The following is a 22037-nucleotide window of genomic DNA, read 5'->3' on the forward strand; positions in this document are numbered from 1 at the left end:
GACGCCAACGGGCGTTTACTCAACAGCCAACTGCCGGACGGGCGCACCGAGCAATATCAGCGCGATGCCAGCGGTCAGTTGGTGGGCTATACCGATCCCGCCGGGCACACCACGCTCTACCAGCACAACCGTCGCGGCCAGGTACGCCAGCGCACCGACGCCCATGGACGACAGGTGCAACTGGGCTATGACAGCTACGGGCGACTGCAAGCGCTGACCAACGAGAACGGCGAACGTTATCGGTTTGCCTGGGATGCCGGGGATCGGTTGACCGAGCAACAAGATCTTGACGGCAGCGCCAAGCGCTACGACTACGACCGGCTGGATAACATCACGGCAGTGACCGCCGCTGCGGCGCCCTATGGCAATGGCTTGGCGATAGTTCCCGAGGATCCACCGGCCCCCATCATTCATCGGCTGGAGCGCGATGCGGTTGGCCGGTTGATTGCCAAGACCACCGACGATGGCCGCACCCACTACAGCTACGACGCGGTGGACCAGCTAACCGCCGTCACCTTCACCGACTCGCAGGGCAATACCCAGGCTCTTGGTTTCGCTTACGACGCCCTTGGCCAGTTGCTTGCCGAACAGAGTTCAGCGGGCAATCTGCACCACCACTACGACGAACTCGGCAACCTGATCCAAACGCAACTGCCCGACGGCCGCTGGCTCAATCGCCTGTACTACGGCAGCGGCCACCTGCACCAGATCAACCTCGACGGCCACGTCATCAGCGACTTCGAACGCGACCGTCTACACCGCGAAGTGCTGCGCACCCAAGGCCAACTCAGCACCCGCAGCGAATACGACCGCAGCGGCCGCCTGCGCGCCCGCCAGCGCCGCCACGCCAGCCAGCCCTCGTTGATGCCGGCGGCCGCGCAAAAGCACTTCGAGTACGACCCCGCCAACAACCTGATCAGCCGCCGGGAAGACGAACACCTCGAACTGCTGCACTACGACGCCACCGGCCGGATTATCGCTACCCAGGACAACACTCAAGGTCAGCGCGAAACCTTCGCCTACGACGCCGCCGCCAACCTGCTCGACGGCCCGCAACCCGGCGCCGGGCTGGTGGTGCATAACAAACTGCTGACCTACCAGGACAAGCGTTACCGCTACGACGGCTTCGGCCGAATGATCGAAAAGCGCAGCGCCAAACGCGGCGTACAGCGCTTTGCCTACGATGCTGAACACCGCTTGATCCAAGTGCGCAGCCAAAAAGGCGAGCGAGAAACGGTTGTGAACATGACCTACGACCCGCTCGGTCGACGCATCACTAAAACCGAACACGACAGCCGGGGTTATGCGCTGGGAGAAACCCGCTTCACCTGGGATGGCCTGCGCCTGCTGCAGGAGCATCGGCATAGTCAAACCAGCCTGTATCTCTATGAGGACGATGGCTACACGCCGCTGGCCCGGATTGATGGCGTGGGCGAACACCAGAGCGTGCGCTATTACCACAACGACTTGAATGGGTTGCCGGAGCAACTGACGGAAGCTGATGGGGAAACGGTGTGGCGGGCGACTTATCGGGTGTGGGGGAACACGGCAGAAGAGGTGCGTGAGCCTTACTACATTGAAGAGCAGAACCTGCGGTTTCAGGGGCAGTATCTGGATCGGGAGACGGGGCTGCACTACAACACGTTCAGGTTTTATGATCCGGATATCGGACGATTCACCACGCCTGACCCGATCGGGTTAGCGGGCGGATTGAATCTATATCAATATGCTCCGAACCCTTTCGGGTGGGTCGATCCCAAAGGATTGGCGTGCAGTACCTACAAGGGAAAACTGAATCAAAAAGCATCGCAGATGCACGCACTAACTAAAGGTTCAAAAGAGTGGAAGCAAGCGGTTGCAGATAGCAAGATGGCTATGGCAAATGGGGGGAAATTTCAAGTTAAGGTGAAATCAAGCTCAGATGCAAAATTTTTCTTGAAAGAATCGCAAGGCAATATGAACCGTTACAAGGCTCATACCCAAAGCGCCCGCGCCGACGGTGTAGCAAAATACCCAAAAGGTTACGAGCAGCATATGGCTCCAGAGGGCGGCTTCGGGGATACACCTCACATCAAGTGGTATAAAAATGGAGGGGATGGTCATATTTTTTATGACATCCCAAACTAAAATGAAAAACAGCTATCGCTTTGAAAAACTTATAAAGTCGGAATTGGGCCCAACCGAAAGTAGGGAAGATATCTACTCAATGATGCAAAAGCCGATACTGTACGGGGATATGGTAAAAATTTTCGACTCGCTTGCAGATATGAAGTCATATTTAAATTCGGACTGCTACTACGTGGCACATAATTTAACCGCACGCAAAGGAAAAAAAACAATCTTCAAAGGAAGGTTGTATAAAGCAAAAAAGGACGACTTGTTGAATTTTATTTTTGAGGCCATAGATTCAGATGAATTGAGGGAGTTATTAATTTCTCCAATCCAAGCACATCAAAAGAGAAAAGTATTCTACTGCTCGGAAGATGTATTTTACATGTACACAGAAAAACAAGTCTAGACTGGGGCAGTATCTGGATCGGGAGACGGGGTTGCACTTCAATACGTTCAGGTTTTATGACCCGGATGTGGGGCGGTTTACGACGCCGGATCCGATTGGGTTGATGGGGGGGATTAACCTCTATGCCTATGCAAAAATCCAATCGAATGGGTAGCCCCCCTCGGGCCAACTTGCATTAAAGCCTTTAATAGAGGGAGAAACATTTCTAAAAAATGGACGAGCAAGCTTTCCGGCAAAACGCCTCAGTGACCACTACACAGCAAGTTGAAGCGTCGTTATTGAAAAAAGGCTATACCAAAAGCATCACAAATTTGAACACCAACAAGACTCAGCACACCCAAGTTACTAGGACGACAAAACCCGGAAACAAGGATGTCCTGGACTACCATCCGGGCGGAGGCGTCCACCAACCCAGCTACTGGAAAGTCTACCGGAATGGGGAAGTCCAAGGACGCGTAGTTCCAACAGATTTTGTAAAGTACGAAAAAATTGTCGATAGTCCAGTTTTTGTAGACGGGGCATTAGTGAATGCTCCGAAATAGAGATAGTTATGAATTTGACTAACGTAATAGTGCCAAAAGTTTCGATCGGCGGAATAGCCATTGGAGAAAGCATTACACAAGTACAAGCACGTCTGTCAGATAAGTACAAAACCCATAACAGCCCCGATTCATTCACCATCGACAACGGGTTTATTACGGCGTATCACGGCGTCGATGGCGTCATTTCTGCTATCTCTTGCAATACTGCTTTCAAGGGTAATTATGAAAATATGCTATGGCCGGGAATGACTGTAGCCGATGTCCTAAGGCTCTCCAAAGAGCAAGTGGCGTGGGCGGGTTTCGTACAAATTGACCAAGTCAACGGCATAGGCCTCTCGCTGCCGGAGGAATACGATGACTTCGATTCGTTGACCGATCATTTTGATCTCGACTTTGTATTTAGTGAGCTTTGGGTTTATGACTTTTAGAATCGTGGTCGCCCTCGCGCTGGCCGGGGCTCAACCGGCCTTTGGGATCAGTCCTACAATTCACTCAGAAATGACCGATGACGACCGCACCGAATACGTCTACGACCCACTGGGCCAACTGCTCACCGAACAAAGCGCCGCTGGCAACCTAAACCATCACTACGACGAACTCGCAACCTGATCCAGACCCACACCGCCAACTCCTCACTACGACGCCACCGGTCGTGTTGATAGGGGGCTGACCCTGAAGGCTCCAACAACCCATCTTCTCGCAGCGGACGAAGTCTGACCGTAGAAGCAGCAAGATCATCAACATGGCATCTCAGCGCCATTTCAAAAAACGTTTTACGTTTCGCCACTTAGTACGCTTGAGATTTACATCAAGTAACTGAGAGACCTGCTGCAAGAACTGTTGATTACTACAGCCAAAATACTGCTCGGAAAAGCAAAGCTCATAGTCAAACGGAGCGGCGTTTTTCAGGCCCGTAGCGGTGAGGTTTGCTTTCAGGTAGCGTCCAATATCTCTTTTGAGCATAAAAGATGCGAAGCGTGATCGGCTATCAACATACCCCTTCACAATATCCGAAAGCGCCGTAGGCGCGACGTTTGACTCGGCGTCGACGAGCCATGCGCCTACGCCATCTGCCACTTCACCATACATGAAGCTTTCTAGATACCCGTAAGCCATTGACTGCCTCAAAGGATTGGGAACGCCGTCAAAATATACATGGGCATATTGTTGAATTCTGCATATTTTATGACCACTCGCACTTTAGTCATCTCAATGACGGTTGCAGGCGATCGTGGGCGAATGCCCCAACCCACGATTTGACCAAGATCCGCCTCAAGGGTGTATACACTTGAGCGCATCTTAACTTTCGACATGAAGATTACTTTGAGTTTGTTCCTTTGCAATACCTGACTGACAGCCCATTCTGCCTTCTCAGCATTACCGAACGTGGAAATGCTCTCGGCCCCAGGCATTTTCAGCGCCCTCTTTTGCAAAAACTCAAGTGGCTTGTCGACATGAACGCTATAGGCATGTCCGCCCCCGAGACTCTTAGGTGCATGCAACGGTCGCTCACTGACGTTCAGTGTCATCCGCCCTGCTCGGATGGAGGAAACTCTGAAAGCGTTGTAGAGATTAGCAACGGAGAGCGGAACGGCGAACTCCATAGCCAATCCCATCCCCTGCCCCACTTGCGCAGACGCGCCTAAGCCGTTTGCCATTGCCTGACCAGATTTATAGGCATAAGAGTCAACGGTAAGGCCTGTTAGCAATTGGGCGCTGCCCGCTGCCAATTGGTCGGCAGCGTGAATGCCCATGGCAGCACATCCCACCTTAGTGATCATCGTAGGTTCGGGTATTGCACAGAGCACGCCAGCTCCTCCCAACTCGATAATCCCACCAACAATACGCAAACCTCCAAATATACGATTAGTCGCAATTTCAGTGGCACTCAAAGATTCACGCTCCAAAATTGCTGCCATCTGCACTTGGCTTATGACAACACTAAACTCTCCTTCTTGAGACACCTAAGTCCTACCTTGCTATCAACGATGCGGGGACGCAGATTAGCAAGAGGCTTTAATGCCTTAGCGCTCGCGTTATTAATAAAGACGCGGACTACGTAGGCAGTAGCAAACCGCCTACATTTTATCCAGGAGAGACCGCAACCATTGCACCACCTGGTTCCTACGATACGTCTATAGACCACCTACTTCAGCAGTAACGCTTCTGCCCCCACCCCAGAAAACCGTCCAACAACTGCTTCAACACCCCCCGCGTCGGCCCCGCCAGATCCTCGCGATAACGGAACGGCTCGAACTCTTCCATATACGTGCTCTGGCACAACTCCAACTGCACGGCATGAATGTTCTGCGCCGGGTTGCCGTAATGCCGGGTGATATGCCCGCCCTTGAAGCGTCCGTTGAGCACATGGGTGTACTGCGGATGCGCGGCGCAGATGGCTTCCAGTTGGCTGGCCAGCCCAGGGTCGCAGGCGGCGTTGTTGAAGGTGCCGAGGTTGAAGTCCGGCAGTTTGCCGTCGAACAGGTGCGGGATCACCGAGCGGATCGAATGTGCGTCGAACAACAGTGCGTAGCCGAATTCGGCCTTGAGCCGCGCCAGTTCGTCTTGCAGGGTGCGGTGATACGGCATCCAGATCTGCTCGAGGTAGGTGGCGCGCTCTTCCCTGGATGGCGCCAGGCCTTCGCGGAACAATGGCACACCATCGAACAGGATCGACGGGTACAAACCAGTGGTGGCGCCGGCGTACAGCGGCGTGTCGTCGGAGGGCCGGTTCAGGTCGATGACAAACCGCGAGTACTCCGCCGCCAGGGTGCTGGCGCCGAGTTCTTCGGCAAAGTCATACAGCGTGGGGATATGCCAATCGGTGTCCGGCAGGCTTTGCGCCTCGGGGATCAGCCCGGCCTGCACGGCAGGCGTCAGGCGCAGGCCGGCGTGGGGCATGCTGATCAGCAGCGGCACGCGGCCTTGTTTGAAGTTCAGAACGTTATCCACAGTGCGACTCCTTAAACAGTGACATCGACGCCGTGGCGCACGACGCGTTTTTCAAGCTCGCCGCCCAGCCAGTAGGCCAGGTCGGCGGGACGATCGATCTGCCAGGCGACAAAGTCGGCGACCTTGCCCACTTCCAGCGAGCCATGGGTATCGCCCATGCCCAGCGCAGTGGCGGCATGTTGGGTGGCGCCGGCCAGGGCCTCTTCCGGGGTCATGCGAAACAGCGTGCAGGCCATGTTCAGCATCAGGCGCACCGACAAGGCCGGTGAAGTACCAGGGTTGAGGTCGCTGGCGATGGCGATCTTCACCCCGTGCTTGCGCAGGGCGTCCATCGGCGGCAGTTGGGTTTCGCGCAGAAAGTAGAACGCGCCCGGCAGCAGCACCGCGACGGTGCCGGCAGCGGCCATGGCGATGGCGTCGTCTTCGGTCATGAACTCCAGGTGATCCGCCGACAGCGCCTGGTAACGCGCGGCCAGGCTGGAACCGTGCAGCGACGACAGTTGCTCGGCGTGCAGCTTCACCGGCAGGCCGAGTTGCCGCGCGACCTTGAACACACGCTCCACCTGCGCCGGCGAGAACGCCAGGTATTCGCAAAACGCATCCACCGCGTCCACCAGCCCTTCCGCGGCCAGGGCCGGGAGCATTTCGCTGCAGATGTGATCGATGTAGGCGTCGGCGCGGTCCTTGTACTCCGGCGGCAACGCATGGGCGGCCAGGCAGGTGGCGCGCACGCTGACCGGCAGCGCGTCGCCGAGGCGCCGAATCACCCGCAGCAACTTGCGCTCGCTGGCCAGGTCGAGGCCGTAGCCGGATTTGATCTCCACCGTGGTCACGCCGTCGCGCAGCAAACTGCGCAGGCGCTTGTGGGCGCTTTCGAACAGTTCATCCTCGCTGGCGGCGCGGGTGGCGCGCACGGTGCTGGCAATACCGCCGCCCTGGGCGGCGATGTCGGCGTAGCTGACGCCTTGAAGGCGTTGCTCGAATTCACCACTGCGGTTACCGCCGAACACCGTGTGGGTGTGACAGTCGATCAGCCCGGGGGTGACCCACGCGCCGTGCAGGTCATGCACCTGGGCGTAATCCGCAGCCGGCATTTCGCTGCGCGGGCCGATCCACTCGATCAGCGAACCGGCAGTGACCAGGGCGGCATCCTCGATGATCGAGTAATTGCCGTGGGCCATGGTTGCGATGTGGCAGTGTTGCCAAAGGACTTTCATCAATGCCTCCCAAGGTGGTCGCTGTTGCCTGTAGGAGCGAGCTTGCTCGCGAAAAACCTCAACGATAACGCGTGCTACTTGATAGCTCGCGGCGCCTGGGGGTTCTTCGCGAGCAAGCTCGCTCCTACAGGGGCGGAGGGTTTTTCAAAGGCTCGGCAGCAACTTGGCCGGCACCAGTTCATTCAGGCAGCGGCTGGCGAGCAGTTCAGTGGCGGCGATGATGTCCGGGGCGAAGAAGCGGTCTTTGTCGTAGAACGCCACTTTGCCACGCAGGGTAGCGCGCGCTGTTTCCAGCTTCGGCGAGGTCTTCAGGCCTTCGCGCAGGTCCAGGCCCTGGCACGCCGCCAGCCATTCCACCGCCAGGATGCCGCGAACGTTTTCAGCCATTTCCCACAAGCGCTTGCCCGCAGCCGGAGCCATCGACACATGGTCTTCCTGGTTGGCCGAGGTCGGCAGGCTGTCGACGCTGTGGGGATGGGCGAGTGCCTTGTTTTCGCTGGCGAGTGCCGCGGCGGTCACCTGGGCGATCATGAAACCGGAGTTCACCCCGCCATTGCCCACCAGGAACGGCGGCAGTTGCGACATGTGCTTGTCCATCATCAACGAAATACGCCGCTCGCTCAGGGAGCCGATTTCAGCGATGGCCAGCGCCATGTTGTCGGCGGCCATGGCCACCGGTTCGGCGTGGAAGTTGCCGCCGGAGATCACGTCGCCTTCGGCGGCGAATACCAGCGGGTTATCCGACACCGCGTTGGCCTCGATCACCAGCACCTCGGCGGCCTGGCGGAACTGGGTCAGGCAGGCGCCCATGACTTGTGGCTGGCAGCGCAGGGAATAAGGGTCTTGCACCTTGTCGCAGTTCTGGTGCGACTGCGACACCTGGCTGCTTTCGCCCAGCAGGTCGCGGTAAGCCGCCGCCGAATCGATCTGCCCACGCTGGCCGCGCGCGGCGTGAATGCGCGCATCGAACGGCGAGCGCGAACCCAGCACCGCTTCCACAGTGAGGCTGCCGCACGCGAGGGCACCGGCGAACAGATCCTCGCCCTCGAACAAGCCCCGCAGCGCATACGCCGTGGACACCTGGGTGCCGTTGAGCAGCGCCAGGCCTTCCTTGGCGGCCAGGGTCAGCGGGGTGAGACCGGCGATTTTCAGCGCAGCAGTCGCCTCCAGCCATTCGCCTTGGTAGCGCGCCTTGCCTTCGCCGAGCAGCACCAGGGACATATGGGCCAAGGGCGCCAAGTCACCGGAGGCACCGACCGAGCCTTTGAGCGGGATGTGCGGGTACACCTCGGCGTTGATCAGCGCGATCAGCGCGTCGATCACCTGGCGGCGAATCCCGGAAAACCCACGGCTCAGGCTGTTGACCTTGAGCACCATGACCAGCCGCACCAGCGCATCGCTGATCGGCTCACCGACGCCGGCGGCGTGGGACAGCACCAGGGAACGCTGGAGGTTTTCCAGGTCTTCGCTGGCGATGCGGGTCGAGGCCAGCAGGCCGAAACCGGTGTTGATGCCGTAGGCGGTGCGGTTCTCGGCGAGAATCTGCTCCACGCAGGCCACACTGGCGTCGATCTGCGCAGTGGCGCTGTCATCCAGATTGATCGTTACCGGCTGCTGGTAGATGGCCCGCAGTTGGGCAAGGCTCAGTTGGCCCGGAATCAGAGTTAGCGCAGTCACATTCATGCTCCTTGGAAATTATTGTTCAGTGCAATTCGGGAAAAGTCTGCTGCAGCAAAGCGCTGTGCTTGAGCAACGCGGCGGCGGTCGCGATGTCTGGCGCCAGCCAGCGGTCTTGCGCGTAAGGCGCGACCTGTTCACGCAACAAGCGCCAGGCGCGGTCGGTGCCCGCGCCGAAACGCTGGTCCTTGAGAAACTCGAAGGCCTGGGCCGCCAGCAGGTACTCGATGGCGAGGATCTGGGTAACGTTGGCCAACAGTTGGTGCAGCTTGAGCGCGGCGTTGGTGCCCATGCTCAGGTGATCTTCCTGCAGGCCCGAGGTGACGAAATTGTCGAGCACCGCCGGCTGCGCCAACTGGCGGTTCTGCGCGCACAGGGAAGCGGCGACGTACTGCACGATCATCATCCCGGAGTTGACCCCCGGGTCGCTCACCAAAAACGCCGGCAAGCCGCTGACGTGGGGGTTGATCAGGCGGTCCAGACGACGTTCGGCGACCGAGCCGATCTCGGCCATGGCAATCGCCAGCATATCAGCGGCCAGCGCCACGGACTGCCCGTGCGGGTTGGCCTGGGACACCACGCGGTAGCTGTGTGGCGTGCCGAGCAGCAGCGGGTTGTCGGTGGCGCTGTTGAGTTCGGTCTCGATCTGGCGGGTCGCGTGTTCCACCTGGTCGCGCGCCGCGCCGTGGATCTGCGGGATCGAGCGGATGCTCAGCGCGTCCTGGGTGCGGATGCCTTGGCTGCTGGCGATCACTTCACTGCCGTCGAGCAACGCACGCAGGTTGATACCGACCTGCTGCATGCCGGGGTGCGGTTTGAGGGCGATGATTTCGGCGTCGAAGGCATCGATCTGGCCGCGCTGGGCCTCGAAACTCATGGCGCCGATCACGTCGGCCCATTGCAACAGTTGATGGGCGTCGGCCAGGGCCAGGCAGCTCAGGCCGGTCATGCACGGCGTGCCGTTGACCAGGCACAGGCCGTCCTTGGCGCCGAGCACCACCGGCTGCAAGCCTTCTGCGCTCAAGGCCTGTTGCGCCGGGACGATCCGGCCGCGGTAGCTCACCTCGCCAATCCCCAGCAACGCCACGCCGACATGGGCCATATGGGTCAGGTAACCCACCGAACCCTGGGACGGCACCTGCGGCGTGATGCCGTGGTTGAGCAGCGCTAGCAGCGCATGCACCACCTGCGGATGCAGGCCGGATTTGCCGTGGCTGTAGTTGATGATCGCCGCGCAGATGATCGCGCGGGTCTGTTCGTCGCTGAGCACCGGGCCGACGCCACAGGCGTGGCTCAACAGCGTGTTGCGCGACAGTTGGCTCAATTGCGCGCCCTCCAGCGGCACATTGCACAACGCGCCCAGGCCGGTGTTCACGCCGTAGGCGCGCTCACCGCTGGCGACGATGCGCTGCACGATGGCCTGGGCATTGTCGATGCGCGCCCAAGCCTGGCCCGAGAGTTCGAGCACCGCGCCGAAGCGGGCCACGGCGACCACGTCCTGCCAGCGCAGGGGGGTGTCGGCGATGATGATTTTTGCTGCCTGGGACATCTTCATACCTTCTTGAGTTCTTGTGCAGCGTTACTGGCCCTATCGGGAGCAAGCCCCCTCCCACCTTTGGAATGCATCCCCCTGTGGGAGGGAGCTTGCTCCCGATGAGGCCAGCAGCCCCACCCCATAATCCGGATCAGACCACCGCCGCCCGCCGCTGAACGAACCGATCCACATACTCATCCGCCGGCGAATGCAAAATCTCCCGCGGCGTGCCGACCTGGATCAGCTTGCCGTCCTTGAGGATCGCAATGCGGTTGCCGATACGCACCGCCTCGTCGAGGTCGTGAGTGATGAACACGATGGTCTTGTGCAGGGTCTTTTGCAGTTCGAGCAACTGGTCCTGCATCTCGGCGCGGATCAGCGGGTCGAGGGCGCTGAAGGCTTCGTCCATCAGGATGATGTCGGTGTCCGCCGCGAGGGCGCGGGCCAGGCCGACCCGTTGGCGCATGCCGCCGGAGAGCTGGTGCGGGTATTTGTTTTCGTAGCCTTTGAGGCCCACGGTTTCGATCCAGTGCAGCGCGCGCTCGGTGCAGACCTGCTTGGTTTCGCCGCGCACTTTCAGGCCGTAGGCGACGTTGTCGAGCACGTTCTTGTGGGGCAGCAGGCCGAAGCTCTGGAACACCATGCTGATCTTGTGTCGACGGAATTCGCGCAGGGCTTGCATGTCCAGTTGCAGGATGTCTTCGCCGTCCACCAGGATCGCGCCGCTGGTGGGGTCGATCAGGCGATTGAAGTGGCGCACCAGGGTCGATTTCCCCGAACCCGACAGGCCCATGATCACAAAGATCTCGCCGGTGCCGATGCTCAGGGACAGGTCGTTGACGCCGACCACGCAACCGGTCTCGGCCAGCACCTGATCCTTGGTCTTGCCCTGGCCGATCAGCGCCAGCGCGTCCTTGGCGCGGTTGCCGAAGATCTTGAAGACGTTTTTCACTTCGATTTTGCTGACAGTAGTCATTTGCTCGCCTCATGCCGTGGACGACCATAGGCCTGGGTGATGCGGTCGATGACCACGGCGAGAATCACGATGGCCAGCCCGGCTTCAAGGCCGCGGCCGACGTTGAGGGTCTGGATGCCGACAAGGACATCTTCGCCCAGGCCGCGGGCGCCGATCATCGAGGCGATCACCACCATCGACAACGCCATCATGGTGGTCTGGTTGATGCCGGCCATGATGCTCGGCAGCGCCAGCGGCAGTTGCACGCCGAACAGCTGTTGCCAGCGATTGGCGCCGAAGGCGTTGATGGCTTCCATGACTTCGCCGTCGACCTGGCGAATCCCCAGGTCGGTCAGGCGGATCAGCGGCGGCGCGGCGTAGATCACCGTGGCGAAAATCGCCGGCACCTTGCCCAGGCCGAACAGCATCAGCACCGGGATCAGGTACACGAAGCTGGGCATGGTTTGCATGATGTCGAGCAGCGGCATCAACACCGAACGCAGGCGATTGCTGCGCGCCGACAGGATGCCCAGCGGAATGCCGATCAGCACCGAGATCAGCGTAGCGACCAGCATCAGGGCCAGCGTCTGCATCAGTTTGTCCCACAGGCCGACCGCGCCCACCAGGAACAACAGGCCGACGATCACCGCGGTGGTCACCACCTTGCGCGTGGCGTGCCAGGCCACGGCGCCGACGATGGCCAGCATCAGCCACCAGGGCGCGGCGCGCAGCAGGCCCTCGAGGTTGACGATGGCCCATAGCAGGGTGTCGGAGATGTGCCGGAACACATCGCCGTAGTTGGTCACCAGCGAATCCACCCAACCGTTGACCCAGTCGGCGATGGAAAACGTAAAACTCTCAGGAAACATAGCGTGCTCTCGATCCAGTGGGTTGTGGCCAGGCGCCCGGCTGCCCCTCAGGGTAGTCGGGCGCGCATGACCTACAAGGCCGCGTCGATTTTCTTGGCGGCGTCTTCGCTCACCCAGGCGTGCCAGATTTCAGGGTGTTCCTTGAGGAATAGTTTCGCCAGTTTCGGCGACTCGATTCGCTCCTTGGCCATGCGCCCCAGGTTCTGGTTCAGCAGGTCGATCGGCAGGTTGACCTTTTCCAGCACGGCCACCAGTTCCGGTGCCTGTTCGTGGAAGGTCTTGGACAGGCCGACCTTGATGCTCACGCTCTTATCCACGCCGGGTTTTTCTTCCAGCTTGACCAGGTCGACCTGGCCCATCAGCGGCGTTGGCGACCAGTAGTAGAACAGGATCGGCTCGCCGCGCTTGTAGCTCGACAGCACCGCCGCATCCAGCGCCGGGCCGGTGCCAGGACGGAAGTTGGTGTAGCTGCTCTCCAGGCCGTAGCTCTTGAGCATCGCGCTGTTGTCCAGCTCGCAGGTCCAGCCGGCCGGGCAATTATAGAAGCGGCCTTTGGACGGCTCTTCCTGGTCCTTGAACACCGCAGCGTACTTGGCCAGGTCGGCGATGTTTTTCAGGCCCGGCGCCTTGGCTTCCAGCTTGCGCTTGGCATCGCCTTCGATCACGTAACGCGGCACATACCAGCCTTCGATCGCACCGACAATCGGCGCGCCGACACCGACGACCTTGCCGGCCTTCTCGGCCTTGTTCCACACCTCGCTGCGGCCGACCCACTCTTCGGCAAACACTTGAATGTCATTGCTGCTCAGGGCGTTTTCCATGGTGATCGAATTACCCGGCAGGCTGTCGGTCTTGCAGTCGTAGCCCTTTTCCATAACGGTTTGCAGGATGTCAGTGAGCAACATGCCGCTTTCCCAGTTCAGGCCGGCGAATTTCACCGGCTTACCGGACTCGCACCAACCGGCCGCCTGGGCACCGGCGCTTGCCAGCAAGCCCATGGACAGCAATGTGGTCAGCAGGGTCTTGTTCGATTTCATTGTGTGACGCTCCTAATCATGAGTTGGCTTACGGCAGTCAAGAGGCATCCTGCCCGGTCCACGTCCAATCAGGCCCGCGCCGCAGAGCGACTGGCGCCGCTGGCTGGGGCAGGTACAACGCTGTCCTGCTCGACCGGCAGAATCAGTTGATCGGGCACGGCGCTGTGCCATTTTTTCGCACACACGTAATAGAGAACTGCGGGAATTATCAGACCGATGATCCAGGAAATATCCACATCACCCAGGGCGGCCACCAGCGGACCGGTGTAGAACTTGGTGGAGATGAACGGCAATTGCACCAGCACACCGAACACATAGACGCTGATACCGAGCAGGTTCCAACGCCCATAACGCCCGTCCGGATCGGCCAGCGCCGTCACGTCATAACGCTCGCGGGTGATGCAGTAGTAGTCCACCAGGTTGATCGCGCTCCAGGGCGTAAAGAACGCCAGCAGGAACAGGATGAAAGACTTGAACGCACCGAGGAACGAGTGCTGGCCGAGCAACGCGATCAGAGTCGCCGTACCGACGATGGCCAGCACAAAAACCAGACGCTGCAAGCGCGTGACCTGCAGGCGCCCCCGGAAGCCGCTGATGATGGTGGCAATGCACATGAAGCTGCCGTAGGAGTTCAGCGTGGAGATGGTGACCTTGCCGAACGCGATGCTGAAATACAGCAGCGCGGCGGTGGCCCCCGTACCGCCCAAACCGACGATGTAGGCCACTTCGTGACCGGCGAATTGCCCGTTGGACAGGGCGGCGGCAAACACACCGAGGACCATCGCCACCTGTGCGCCGATCACCGACCCCGCGCCGGCGGCCAGGAAGGTTTTCAGCGAGGACGTCTGGCTCGGCAGGTAGCGCGAATAGTCCGCCACGTAAGGGCCGAAGGCGATTTGCCAGGAGGCTGCGAGCGACACCGCGAGCAGGAAGCTGCTCCAACTGAAGTGACGGATTTGCAGCAGCGCGCCAATGTCGGCCTGGCTCATCAGACGGCTGAACAGGTAGACAAAGGCAATCACACCAATGACGCTGGCGACCCGGCCGATGAAGTGGATCACGCGGTAGCCGAGCACCGTGACCAGCACGATGACACTGGCAAAGACAAGGATACCGACGCTGTCGCTGACGCCGAACAACTGGCCCAGCGCCTGACCGGAAAGCACGGTGCCGGTGGCGGTGAACCCCAGATACATCAAACACACCAGCACGATCGGGATGGCCGCGCCATAAACCCCGAACTGCACCCGGCTGGAGATCATCTGCGGCAGACCAAGCTTGGGCCCTTGCGCCGCGTGCAACGCCATGACGCTGCCGCCGAGCAGTTGGCCGATCAACAGGCCGATCAACGACCAGAACACATCACCGCCCAGCACCACGGCCAGGGCCCCGGTGACGATCGCAGTGATTTGCAGGTTGGCGCCCATCCATAGAGTGAACTGGCTAAACAGACGTCCGTGTCTTTCCGCTTCCGGGATGTAGTCGATCGAACGCCTTTCGATCAACGGGGTGGTGCTTGCACGCGCGTCATTTGCAGCCATGTGTGTTCAACCTCTGATGGATTGTTTTGGGTACTGATTGCTCTTCTGTGGGAGCTGGCTTGCCTGCGATGCGGGCGACGCGGTCTTTCGGGTAGACCGCGGTGATGCAATCGCAGGCAAGCCAGCTCCCACAGAAACCGAGCCAGTCGTTACTTGATCATCGGCAGGTTCAAGCCCTGCTCTTTGGCGCAATCGATCGCGATCTGGTAACCCGCATCGGCATGACGCATCACCCCGGTGGCCGGGTCGTTGTGCAGCACACGGGCAATCCGCTCGGCCGCTTCGTCGGTGCCGTCGCAGACGATCACCATCCCCGAGTGCTGCGAGAAGCCCATGCCCACACCGCCGCCGTGGTGCAGCGAGACCCAGGTCGCGCCGCTGGCGGTGTTGAGCAAGGCGTTGAGCAGCGGCCAGTCGGACACGGCGTCGGAGCCGTCCTGCATGGATTCGGTTTCGCGGTTGGGGCTGGCCACCGAGCCGGAGTCGAGGTGGTCGCGGCCGATCACCACCGGCGCGGACAGCTCGCCGCTGCGCACCATTTCGTTGAACGCCAGGCCCAGCTTGGCGCGTTGGCCCAGGCCGACCCAGCAGATACGCGCCGGCAGACCCTGGAAGCTGATGCGTTCGCGGGCCATGTCCAGCCAGTTGTGCAGGTGCGCGTCGTCGGGGATCAGCTCTTTGACTTTGGCGTCGGTCTTGTAGATGTCTTGCGGGTCGCCCGACAGCGCGGCCCAGCGGAACGGGCCGATGCCACGGCAGAACAGCGGGCGGATGTAGGCCGGTACGAAGCCTGGGAAGTCGAACGCGTTTTCCACGCCCTCTTCTTGCGCCATCTGACGGATGTTGTTGCCGTAGTCGAAGGTCGGGATGCCTTGTTTCTGAAAGTCCAACATCGCTTTGACGTGAACGGCCATCGACTGCTTGGCGGCCTTGATCACGGCCGCCGGTTCGGTCTTGGCGCGGGCGCGGTATTCGTCCCAGGTCCAGCCGGCCGGCAGGTAGCCGTTGAGAGGGTCGTGGGCGCTGGTCTGGTCGGTGACCATGTCCGGGCGCACGCCGCGCTTGACCAGTTCCGGCAGGATTTCGGCGGCGTTGCCCAGCAGGGCGATGGAGATCGCTTTGCCTTCCTGGGTGTACTTGGCGATGCGCGCCAGGGCGTCGTCAAGGTCGCTGGCCTGTTCGTCGACATAACGGCTGTTCAGGCGGAAATCGATGCTGACCTGCTGGCATTCAATGTTCAGCGAGCATGCGCCGGCCAGGGTCGCGGCCAGCGGCTGCGCGCCGCCCATGCCGCCGAGGCCGGCGGTCAGTACCCAACGGCCTTTGAGGTTGCTGTCGTAATGCTGGCGACCGGCCTCGACGAAGGTTTCGTAGGTGCCCTGGACGATGCCCTGGCTGCCGATGTAGATCCAGCTGCCGGCGGTCATCTGGCCGTACATGGCCAGGCCCTTGGCATCCAGTTCGTTGAAGTGTTCCCAACTGGCCCAGTGCGGTACCAGGTTGGAGTTGGCGATCAGCACACGCGGGGCATTGCGGTGGGTCTTGAACACACCGACCGGTTTGCCTGACTGCACCAGCAGGGTTTCGTCATCGTTCAGGTTGGTGAGGCTCTCGACAATCTGGTCGTAGCACTCCCAGTTACGCGCCGCACGGCCGATGCCGCCGTACACCACCAGCTCTTTCGGGTTTTCGGCCACTTGCGGGTCAAGGTTGTTCATCAGCATGCGCAGCGGCGCTTCGGTCAGCCAGCTTTTGGCGGTGAGCGTGTTACCGCGAGCGGCGCGGATTTCGACGTCTCGGTATTTTGTAGGCTTAGCGTTAGAAAAATCGGTCACAACCAGAACTCCTCAGCGATCGATGCGCGAACTGGATGCGTGCGAAGTCGACTCTTACGCACACACCTTTACTTGTACATACAAGCATATGCAATCGAACGGCCAACTTTTCTGGGGTGCAGACGCGATTGTTTGCACAGGCGTGCGCGAGCCTTGGAAATTAAGGCTTCGAGGCGTGATGAAATTTCTCGGGGGGCGGTTTTACAGCGAGGCCGGTTTGCCACGTCAGGGTGGTATTGCGCCACGCTGGGGCGTTCGGTAACAAAGTGGTGCGGAAGGCTGGAAACAGATCGCAAGAACAGTGGAGAAACAAATGTGGGAGGGGGCTTGCCCCCGATTGCAGTGGGTCAGCTACAGATAAGTTGACTGGTCCACCGCTATCGGGGGCAAGCCCCCTCCCACATTTTTTAACCGCGTGCAGTCAGTTCGATGATGCAGCAACGGCCAGTGATGGAGATATCCAGCAAACCAGCATTACCGTCCACCTGCAGGCAATCATGATGACCCAACACCTGGCCGAGCACCGTCACCTCATCGGCCACGCTGAACACCAGCACCGTCTGCGCGGTGCTGAAAAAGCGCTGCATCCCATCGACCCACTGCAACCGCGCATGGTAACGCTGGGGTGAATAGATCAGGTTGAAATCGCGGATCGGCCCACTGATCAGGCGACACAACACCTGGCTGTCGCCCTTGAACGCGAACGCTTGCAGCGGCAACAACCCCCGCTGCTCCTCGCCGTCCACGGTCAGGACCATGCCCGCACCGTTGATCACCGTGATCACGCGTTGATAGCCGGCGAAGGAGGAAAACCCGCCCGACTCGCCGATATCGGCAATCGACAGGCGCCAGCCAAAGCCCTCCAGGCCATGGCCGCCATCGCGGCTGATTTCTTCGGTGCTGCCGCCGCCGTTTTTCCACGGCATACGCACGTAATTGGCGGCGCGCCAGACGGTCACTGCACTCATTTACTAAAGCGTCCTTCCAGGCTGTGACGGGAACCGGGGTGGATCAAGCGCGCGGCGGTCACCGGCTGGCGACCGGACCAGGTGCGTCGACGAATCAACAGGCACGGCTCGCTCGGTTCGATCTGCAGCAACTTGCACTCGGCGGCATCGGCGAGGATCGCTTCGACCACATGCTCGCCCTCGGTCAACGGTGCGACCTGGTTCAAATAGGCGTAGGGGGTTTGCTGGGTGAAATCCTGCTGCAGGTATTCCGGCGCGACCAGGGCGTTGACGAAGCGGTCTTCGATTTGCACTGGAATATCGTTTTCAAAGTGAACGATCAGCGAGTGGAATACCCGCCCGCCTTCACGCATTTCCAGGGCGACGGCGCGCTCGGAACCGGCCGCCTCTTCGCCCAGGGTGATGACCTGGCAGGTATGCCGATGGCCGCGGGCGGCGATCTCATCGGCAATGTTATGCACTTCAAACAGCGCCGACTGGCTCTTGGGCTCGGCGACGAACGTGCCGACGCCTTGCATGCGTACCAGCAGCCCTTCGGCGGTGAGTTCACGCAGGGCGCGGTTGATGGTCATGCGGCTGAAACCCAGCTGGCTGACCAGTTCACTCTCCGACGGCACGCGGTAATGGGGCGGCCAGTTGCCGCTGAGGATCTGCTGGCTGATCATTTGTTTGACGCGGGCATACAAGGGCGCCGGACTTTCGTCCAGGTGGGCAGCCAGTGAAGACTTGGCGGGCGGAGTCGGCACGGGGAATCCTTGCAGGGGAAAAAGATGCATAGATTGCCGGAGTTTACCGAGCAGGCAAACGTCTGTATATGTATATACAAATAAACACACGACCGGGGTGCCCTGAACATGTCCGTTTTCTTTGCCGAACGCGCACTGCTGCCTGATGGATGGGCCAACGATGTACGCCTTGAAGTCGGTGTTGATGGCCTGCTGACCCACGTCGCGGCCAATGCCAGCGCAGACGGTGCCGAACGGCTCAGGGGGCCGGTGTTGGCGGGCATGCCGAACCTGCACTCCCATGCATTCCAGCGCGCCATGGCGGGCCTGGCCGAAGTGGCCGGCAACCCGAACGACAGCTTCTGGACCTGGCGCGAGCTGATGTACCGCATGGTCGGCAAGATCAATCCGGAGCAACTGCAGATCATCGCGCGCCAGTTGTATATCGAGATGCTCAAGGCCGGTTACACCTCGGTCGCGGAATTTCATTACGTCCACCACGACGTCAGCGGCCAGCCATATGCCGACCGCGCGGAACTGTCGCGGCAGATCAGCCAGGCGGCCGCCAGCAGCGGGATTGGCCTGACATTGCTGCCGGTGCTCTACAGCCACTCCGGGTTTGGCGGCCAGGCACCCAATGAAGGCCAGCGGCGGTTTATCAACAGCGGCGAACATTATCTGGAGCTGCAGGCGCGCCTGAAACCGATCCTCGCCGCACAGCCGGCGCAGCAACTGGGCTTGTGCTTTCACTCCCTGCGCGCCGTCACGCCGCAACAGATCACAGACGTGCTGGCTGCCAGCGACAAGGCCTGCCCGGTGCATATCCACATCGCCGAGCAACAGAAAGAAGTCGACGACTGCCTGGCCTGGAGCGGCAAACGCCCGCTGCAATGGCTGTATGACAACGTCGACGTCGATGAGCGCTGGTGCCTGGTACACGCCACCCATGCCGACCCCGAGGAAGTGACGCGCATGGCCAACAGCCGCGCGATTGCCGGTTTGTGCCTGACCACCGAAGCCAACCTGGGCGACGGGATTTTTCCGGCAGTGGATTTCCTCGCTCAAGGCGGGCGCCTGGGTATTGGTTCCGACAGCCATGTGTCGCTGAGCGTGGTGGAAGAACTGCGCTGGCTGGAATACGGCCAACGCCTGCGCGATCAGCGGCGCAATCGCCTGTATCGCCACGACCAACCGATGGTCGGCCGCACGCTGTTCGATGCCGCACTGGACGGCGGCGCCCAGGCGCTGGGGCAACCGATTGGGCGGCTGGAAGTGGGCAAGCGCGCCGATTGGCTGGTGCTGGACGGAAACGATCCGTACCTGGCGACGGCGACCGAAGACGGGATTCTCAATCGCTGGCTGTTCGCCGGTGGTGATCGCCAGGTGCGTGATGTGCTGGTCAACGGCAAGTGGGTGGTGCGCGACGGGCGGCATGCCGCTGAAGAAGAGAGCAGCCGGGCGTTTACCCAGGTTTTGAGAGAGTTACTCGGTTAGCAGGCAACCCATAACAAATGTAGGAGGGGCGGTGCGACGATTCGACTTGCCCCCTCCCACAATTGGATTTGTGCTGATCCAGAGTTATTGCGAGGTCTTCGCCATCTGCTTGTCCGACGTGCGCCAGATCAAACGCGTGGTGTCATAACCCTGCTGCCGTGCCCTGCTCAGCAGGTCTTCGCGGGTGTCGGCGCTGACCGTCGGCGTGCGTGACAAGATCCACATATAGCGCCGGCTAGGGCTGCCGACGAGGGCAGTCTTGTAATCATCGCTGACATACAACACCCAGTAGTCGCCCTTGGCGACGCCCGGCAACAGCGCGGTAAACCAGTTATTGAATTCCACCCTGAGCTTGTCGGTCTTGCCCGGCACTTGCGGCGTAGCGGTGCCCTTGGCTTCTTCCCACTTCCAGTCGCTGGTCAGGCAGCGGTTGAACACCGACATATCGCCATCCGGCAACAAGGTGTAGCGGGCCTCGGACTGCGCGCAGTTGCGCTGGAAGTACATCGGCAATCGCGCCAATTCGTACCAGGTGCCCTGGTAACGCTTGAGGTTGACGTTACCCGCGGTCTTGGGTTGCAGATCATCGCCAGAATGGCTGGCGCAGCCCGCCAAAAACAGGCTGGCGCAAAGGAACACAACAAAACGCATCATTCTTCTTCTCCCGCAGGCTTTCGCCCCGGTTTACTTCAGGCCTTGCCCGGAAAACATCAGAACTTTGTCACCGGCATATTGAACGCTGATAAAGCTGTTTTTATCGCCCCAGGTGCAGCTGGACATACCCAGCGCGCCGGAACAATCGGTCGGCTTACCCAGCAACGACTCCACCTCGGCCTTGGCCATGCCAGCCGACAGCTTCGCGTAATTTTCCTGATTGACCTTGCTGCAAGCGGCCAACAGCACGCAAAAGGCCAGCAAAGCGAGACGGCGTAACGACATGGAATAACTCCTGGAGGGACGAGGCAGGTTGGGGGTCTGCCAGAAGCTTAGAAGGGAAAACAGGTGTCTGGTTCCCGACAAACGAAAACAAAAAAGCCCCGAAAACGCTGAAACGTTTCGGGGCTTCTCATCGTTCAAGACTTCACGTCTTGAACGTGCCGAGGGAGCTTGCTCCCTCGCCACACTTACTTCTTGTGATAGCCGGTCACGCGCTCGACTTCTTCCTTCGAACCCAGGAACACCGCCACGCGCTGGTGCAGGCCTTCGGGCTGGATGTCGAGGATGCGCTGGTGGCCGTCGGTGGACACACCGCCCGCCTGTTCAACCAGGAACGACATCGGGTTGGCTTCGTACATCAGGCGCAGCTTGCCCGGCTTGGACGGCTCGCGGCTGTCACGCGGGTACATGAACACGCCACCGCGGGTCAGGATACGGTGTACATCAGCCACCATCGCCGCGACCCAGCGCATGTTGAAGTTTTTCTTCAACGGGCCTTCTTCGCCTTCCATCAACTCGCTGACGTAGCGCTTGACCGGTTCTTCCCAGTGGCGCTGGTTGGACATGTTGATCGCAAATTCCTGGGTAGAAGCAGGAATCGAGATGTCTTCGTGGGTCAGCACGAAGCTGCCCATTTCGCGGTCCAGGGTGAAGCCTTTGACGCCGTCGCCCAAGGTCAGCACCAGCATGGTCTGCGGGCCGTAGATCGCATAACCGGCGGCAACCTGCTGGGTACCCGGCTGCAGGAAGGCCTTTTCGTTCAGGGCTTCGTTCTGGCTCAGGTGTTCGTTCGGGCAACGCAGCACCGAGAAGATGGTGCCGACCGGGGCGTTGATGTCGATGTTGGACGAGCCGTCCAGTGGGTCGAACACCAGCAGGTAGGCGCCTTTCGGGTATTTGCCCGGGATCTGGTAGGCATTGTCCATTTCTTCGGACGCCATGCCGGCCAGGTGACCGCCCCATTCGTTGGCTTCGAGCAGGATCTCGTTGGAGATCACGTCGAGTTTCTTCTGCACTTCGCCTTGGACGTTTTCAGTGCCCATGCTGCCGAGGACGCCACCCAGCGCGCCTTTGGACACGGCGTGGCTGATTTCCTTGCAAGCACGCGCCACCACTTCGATAAGGAAGCGCAGATCGGCAGGCGTGTTGTTACTGCGGGTCTGCTCGATCAAATAGCGACTCAGGGTAACGCGGGACATGGAAGGCTCCGATGTATGGGGGGGCTAAAAACCCGCGC

20 protein-coding genes and 1 pseudogene are annotated in these 22037 nt (G+C 60.2%); 5 read left to right on the forward strand and 16 right to left on the reverse strand.

Annotation, left to right across the window (positions count from 1 at the left end; translation table 11 throughout):
• The 4 genes and pseudogenes from C8K66_RS28215 to C8K66_RS30680 all read left to right on the forward strand — a co-directional run.
• On the forward strand, positions 1–2127 hold a 2127-nt coding region (locus tag C8K66_RS28215; protein ID WP_146181400.1), incomplete at its 5' end, for an RHS repeat-associated core domain-containing protein.
• A gap of 389 nt (positions 2128–2516) precedes the next feature.
• Positions 2517–2683: pseudogene (locus C8K66_RS28225) on the forward strand (RHS repeat-associated core domain-containing protein); the annotation flags it as partial.
• A 385-nt stretch (positions 2684–3068) separates the two neighbouring features.
• Positions 3069–3488 carry a hypothetical protein gene (locus C8K66_RS28230; protein ID WP_057003621.1) on the forward strand — a complete coding sequence of 140 codons (420 nt, stop codon included), beginning with the start codon at positions 3069–3071 and terminating at the stop codon, positions 3486–3488.
• Positions 3478–3669: a hypothetical protein gene (locus tag C8K66_RS30680; RefSeq protein ID WP_132849963.1), complete on the forward strand. Its 192-nt coding sequence runs from the start codon at positions 3478–3480 to the stop codon at positions 3667–3669. The genes C8K66_RS28230 and C8K66_RS30680 overlap by 11 nt, the downstream gene beginning before the upstream one ends.
• A 141-nt stretch (positions 3670–3810) precedes the next feature.
• On the opposite strand, the gene C8K66_RS28235 is transcribed toward C8K66_RS30680, so the two are convergent.
• From C8K66_RS28235 to hutC, 13 genes are all read right to left on the reverse strand, one after another.
• Positions 3811–4149, reverse strand: coding sequence for a hypothetical protein (locus C8K66_RS28235; RefSeq protein WP_132849964.1), 339 nt, complete (start codon positions 4147–4149; stop codon positions 3811–3813).
• Positions 4150–4184: 35 nt separating this feature from the next.
• Positions 4185–5024, reverse strand: coding sequence for an RNase A-like domain-containing protein (locus tag C8K66_RS28240; RefSeq protein ID WP_057003619.1), 840 nt, complete (start codon positions 5022–5024; stop codon positions 4185–4187).
• A 187-nt stretch (positions 5025–5211) separates the two neighbouring features.
• Positions 5212–6012 carry an N-formylglutamate deformylase gene (gene hutG / locus C8K66_RS28245; protein ID WP_108526621.1) on the reverse strand — a complete coding sequence of 267 codons (801 nt, stop codon included), beginning with the start codon at positions 6010–6012 and terminating at the stop codon, positions 5212–5214.
• Positions 6013–6023: 11 nt separating this feature from the next.
• Positions 6024–7229: an imidazolonepropionase gene (hutI, locus tag C8K66_RS28250; RefSeq protein ID WP_108526622.1), complete on the reverse strand. Its 1206-nt coding sequence runs from the start codon at positions 7227–7229 to the stop codon at positions 6024–6026.
• A 144-nt stretch (positions 7230–7373) separates the two neighbouring features.
• Positions 7374–8912 carry a histidine ammonia-lyase gene (hutH, locus tag C8K66_RS28255; protein ID WP_108526623.1) on the reverse strand — a complete coding sequence of 513 codons (1539 nt, stop codon included), beginning with the start codon at positions 8910–8912 and terminating at the stop codon, positions 7374–7376.
• Positions 8913–8931: 19 nt separating this feature from the next.
• Complete coding sequence (gene hutH / locus C8K66_RS28260; protein ID WP_079444976.1) at positions 8932–10455, reverse strand: histidine ammonia-lyase; 1524 nt, start codon at positions 10453–10455, stop codon at positions 8932–8934.
• Positions 10456–10591: 136 nt separating this feature from the next.
• Positions 10592–11416, reverse strand: coding sequence for a glycine betaine/L-proline ABC transporter ATP-binding protein (locus C8K66_RS28265; protein ID WP_017849905.1), 825 nt, complete (start codon positions 11414–11416; stop codon positions 10592–10594).
• Complete coding sequence (locus C8K66_RS28270) at positions 11413–12264, reverse strand: proline/glycine betaine ABC transporter permease (protein WP_046384990.1); 852 nt, start codon at positions 12262–12264, stop codon at positions 11413–11415. Before C8K66_RS28270 ends, C8K66_RS28265 begins: the two co-directional genes overlap by 4 nt.
• 71 nt (positions 12265–12335) lie before the next feature.
• On the reverse strand, positions 12336–13301 hold the full coding sequence (locus tag C8K66_RS28275) for an ABC transporter substrate-binding protein (RefSeq protein ID WP_046384991.1): 966 nt from the start codon (positions 13299–13301) through the stop codon (positions 12336–12338).
• A gap of 68 nt (positions 13302–13369) precedes the next feature.
• Positions 13370–14842: a cytosine permease gene (locus tag C8K66_RS28280; RefSeq protein WP_108526624.1), complete on the reverse strand. Its 1473-nt coding sequence runs from the start codon at positions 14840–14842 to the stop codon at positions 13370–13372.
• Positions 14843–14991: 149 nt separating this feature from the next.
• Positions 14992–16677 carry a urocanate hydratase gene (hutU, locus tag C8K66_RS28285; RefSeq protein ID WP_057003614.1) on the reverse strand — a complete coding sequence of 562 codons (1686 nt, stop codon included), beginning with the start codon at positions 16675–16677 and terminating at the stop codon, positions 14992–14994.
• A gap of 407 nt (positions 16678–17084) precedes the next feature.
• Positions 17085–17645, reverse strand: a complete 561-nt coding sequence (locus tag C8K66_RS28290) for a HutD family protein (RefSeq protein ID WP_108526625.1) — start codon at positions 17643–17645, stop codon at positions 17085–17087.
• Positions 17642–18391, reverse strand: coding sequence for a histidine utilization repressor (gene hutC / locus C8K66_RS28295; protein ID WP_017849911.1), 750 nt, complete (start codon positions 18389–18391; stop codon positions 17642–17644). The genes C8K66_RS28290 and hutC overlap by 4 nt, the downstream gene beginning before the upstream one ends.
• Positions 18392–18499: 108 nt before the next feature.
• Between hutC and C8K66_RS28300 the strand changes: the two genes are divergently transcribed.
• The gene (locus C8K66_RS28300) at positions 18500–19864 is read left to right on the forward strand and encodes a formimidoylglutamate deiminase (RefSeq protein WP_017849912.1); all 1365 of its coding nucleotides are present in this window, start codon (positions 18500–18502) and stop codon (positions 19862–19864) included.
• Between the two features lie 84 nt (positions 19865–19948).
• On the opposite strand, the gene C8K66_RS28305 is transcribed toward C8K66_RS28300, so the two are convergent.
• From C8K66_RS28305 to C8K66_RS28315, 3 genes are all read right to left on the reverse strand, one after another.
• Positions 19949–20518 carry a lipocalin family protein gene (locus C8K66_RS28305; protein WP_017849913.1) on the reverse strand — a complete coding sequence of 190 codons (570 nt, stop codon included), beginning with the start codon at positions 20516–20518 and terminating at the stop codon, positions 19949–19951.
• Positions 20519–20548: 30 nt separating this feature from the next.
• Positions 20549–20803: a hypothetical protein gene (locus C8K66_RS28310; RefSeq protein ID WP_017849914.1), complete on the reverse strand. Its 255-nt coding sequence runs from the start codon at positions 20801–20803 to the stop codon at positions 20549–20551.
• A 185-nt stretch (positions 20804–20988) separates the two neighbouring features.
• Entirely contained in the window at positions 20989–21999 is a 1011-nt protein-coding gene (locus C8K66_RS28315) for a class 1 fructose-bisphosphatase (protein WP_046384995.1), read from the reverse strand.
• Positions 22000–22037: the final 38 nt, after the last annotated feature.

The organism is Pseudomonas sp. GV105, from assembly GCF_003058185.1.
GTDB lineage: Bacteria > Pseudomonadota > Gammaproteobacteria > Pseudomonadales > Pseudomonadaceae > Aquipseudomonas > Aquipseudomonas veronii.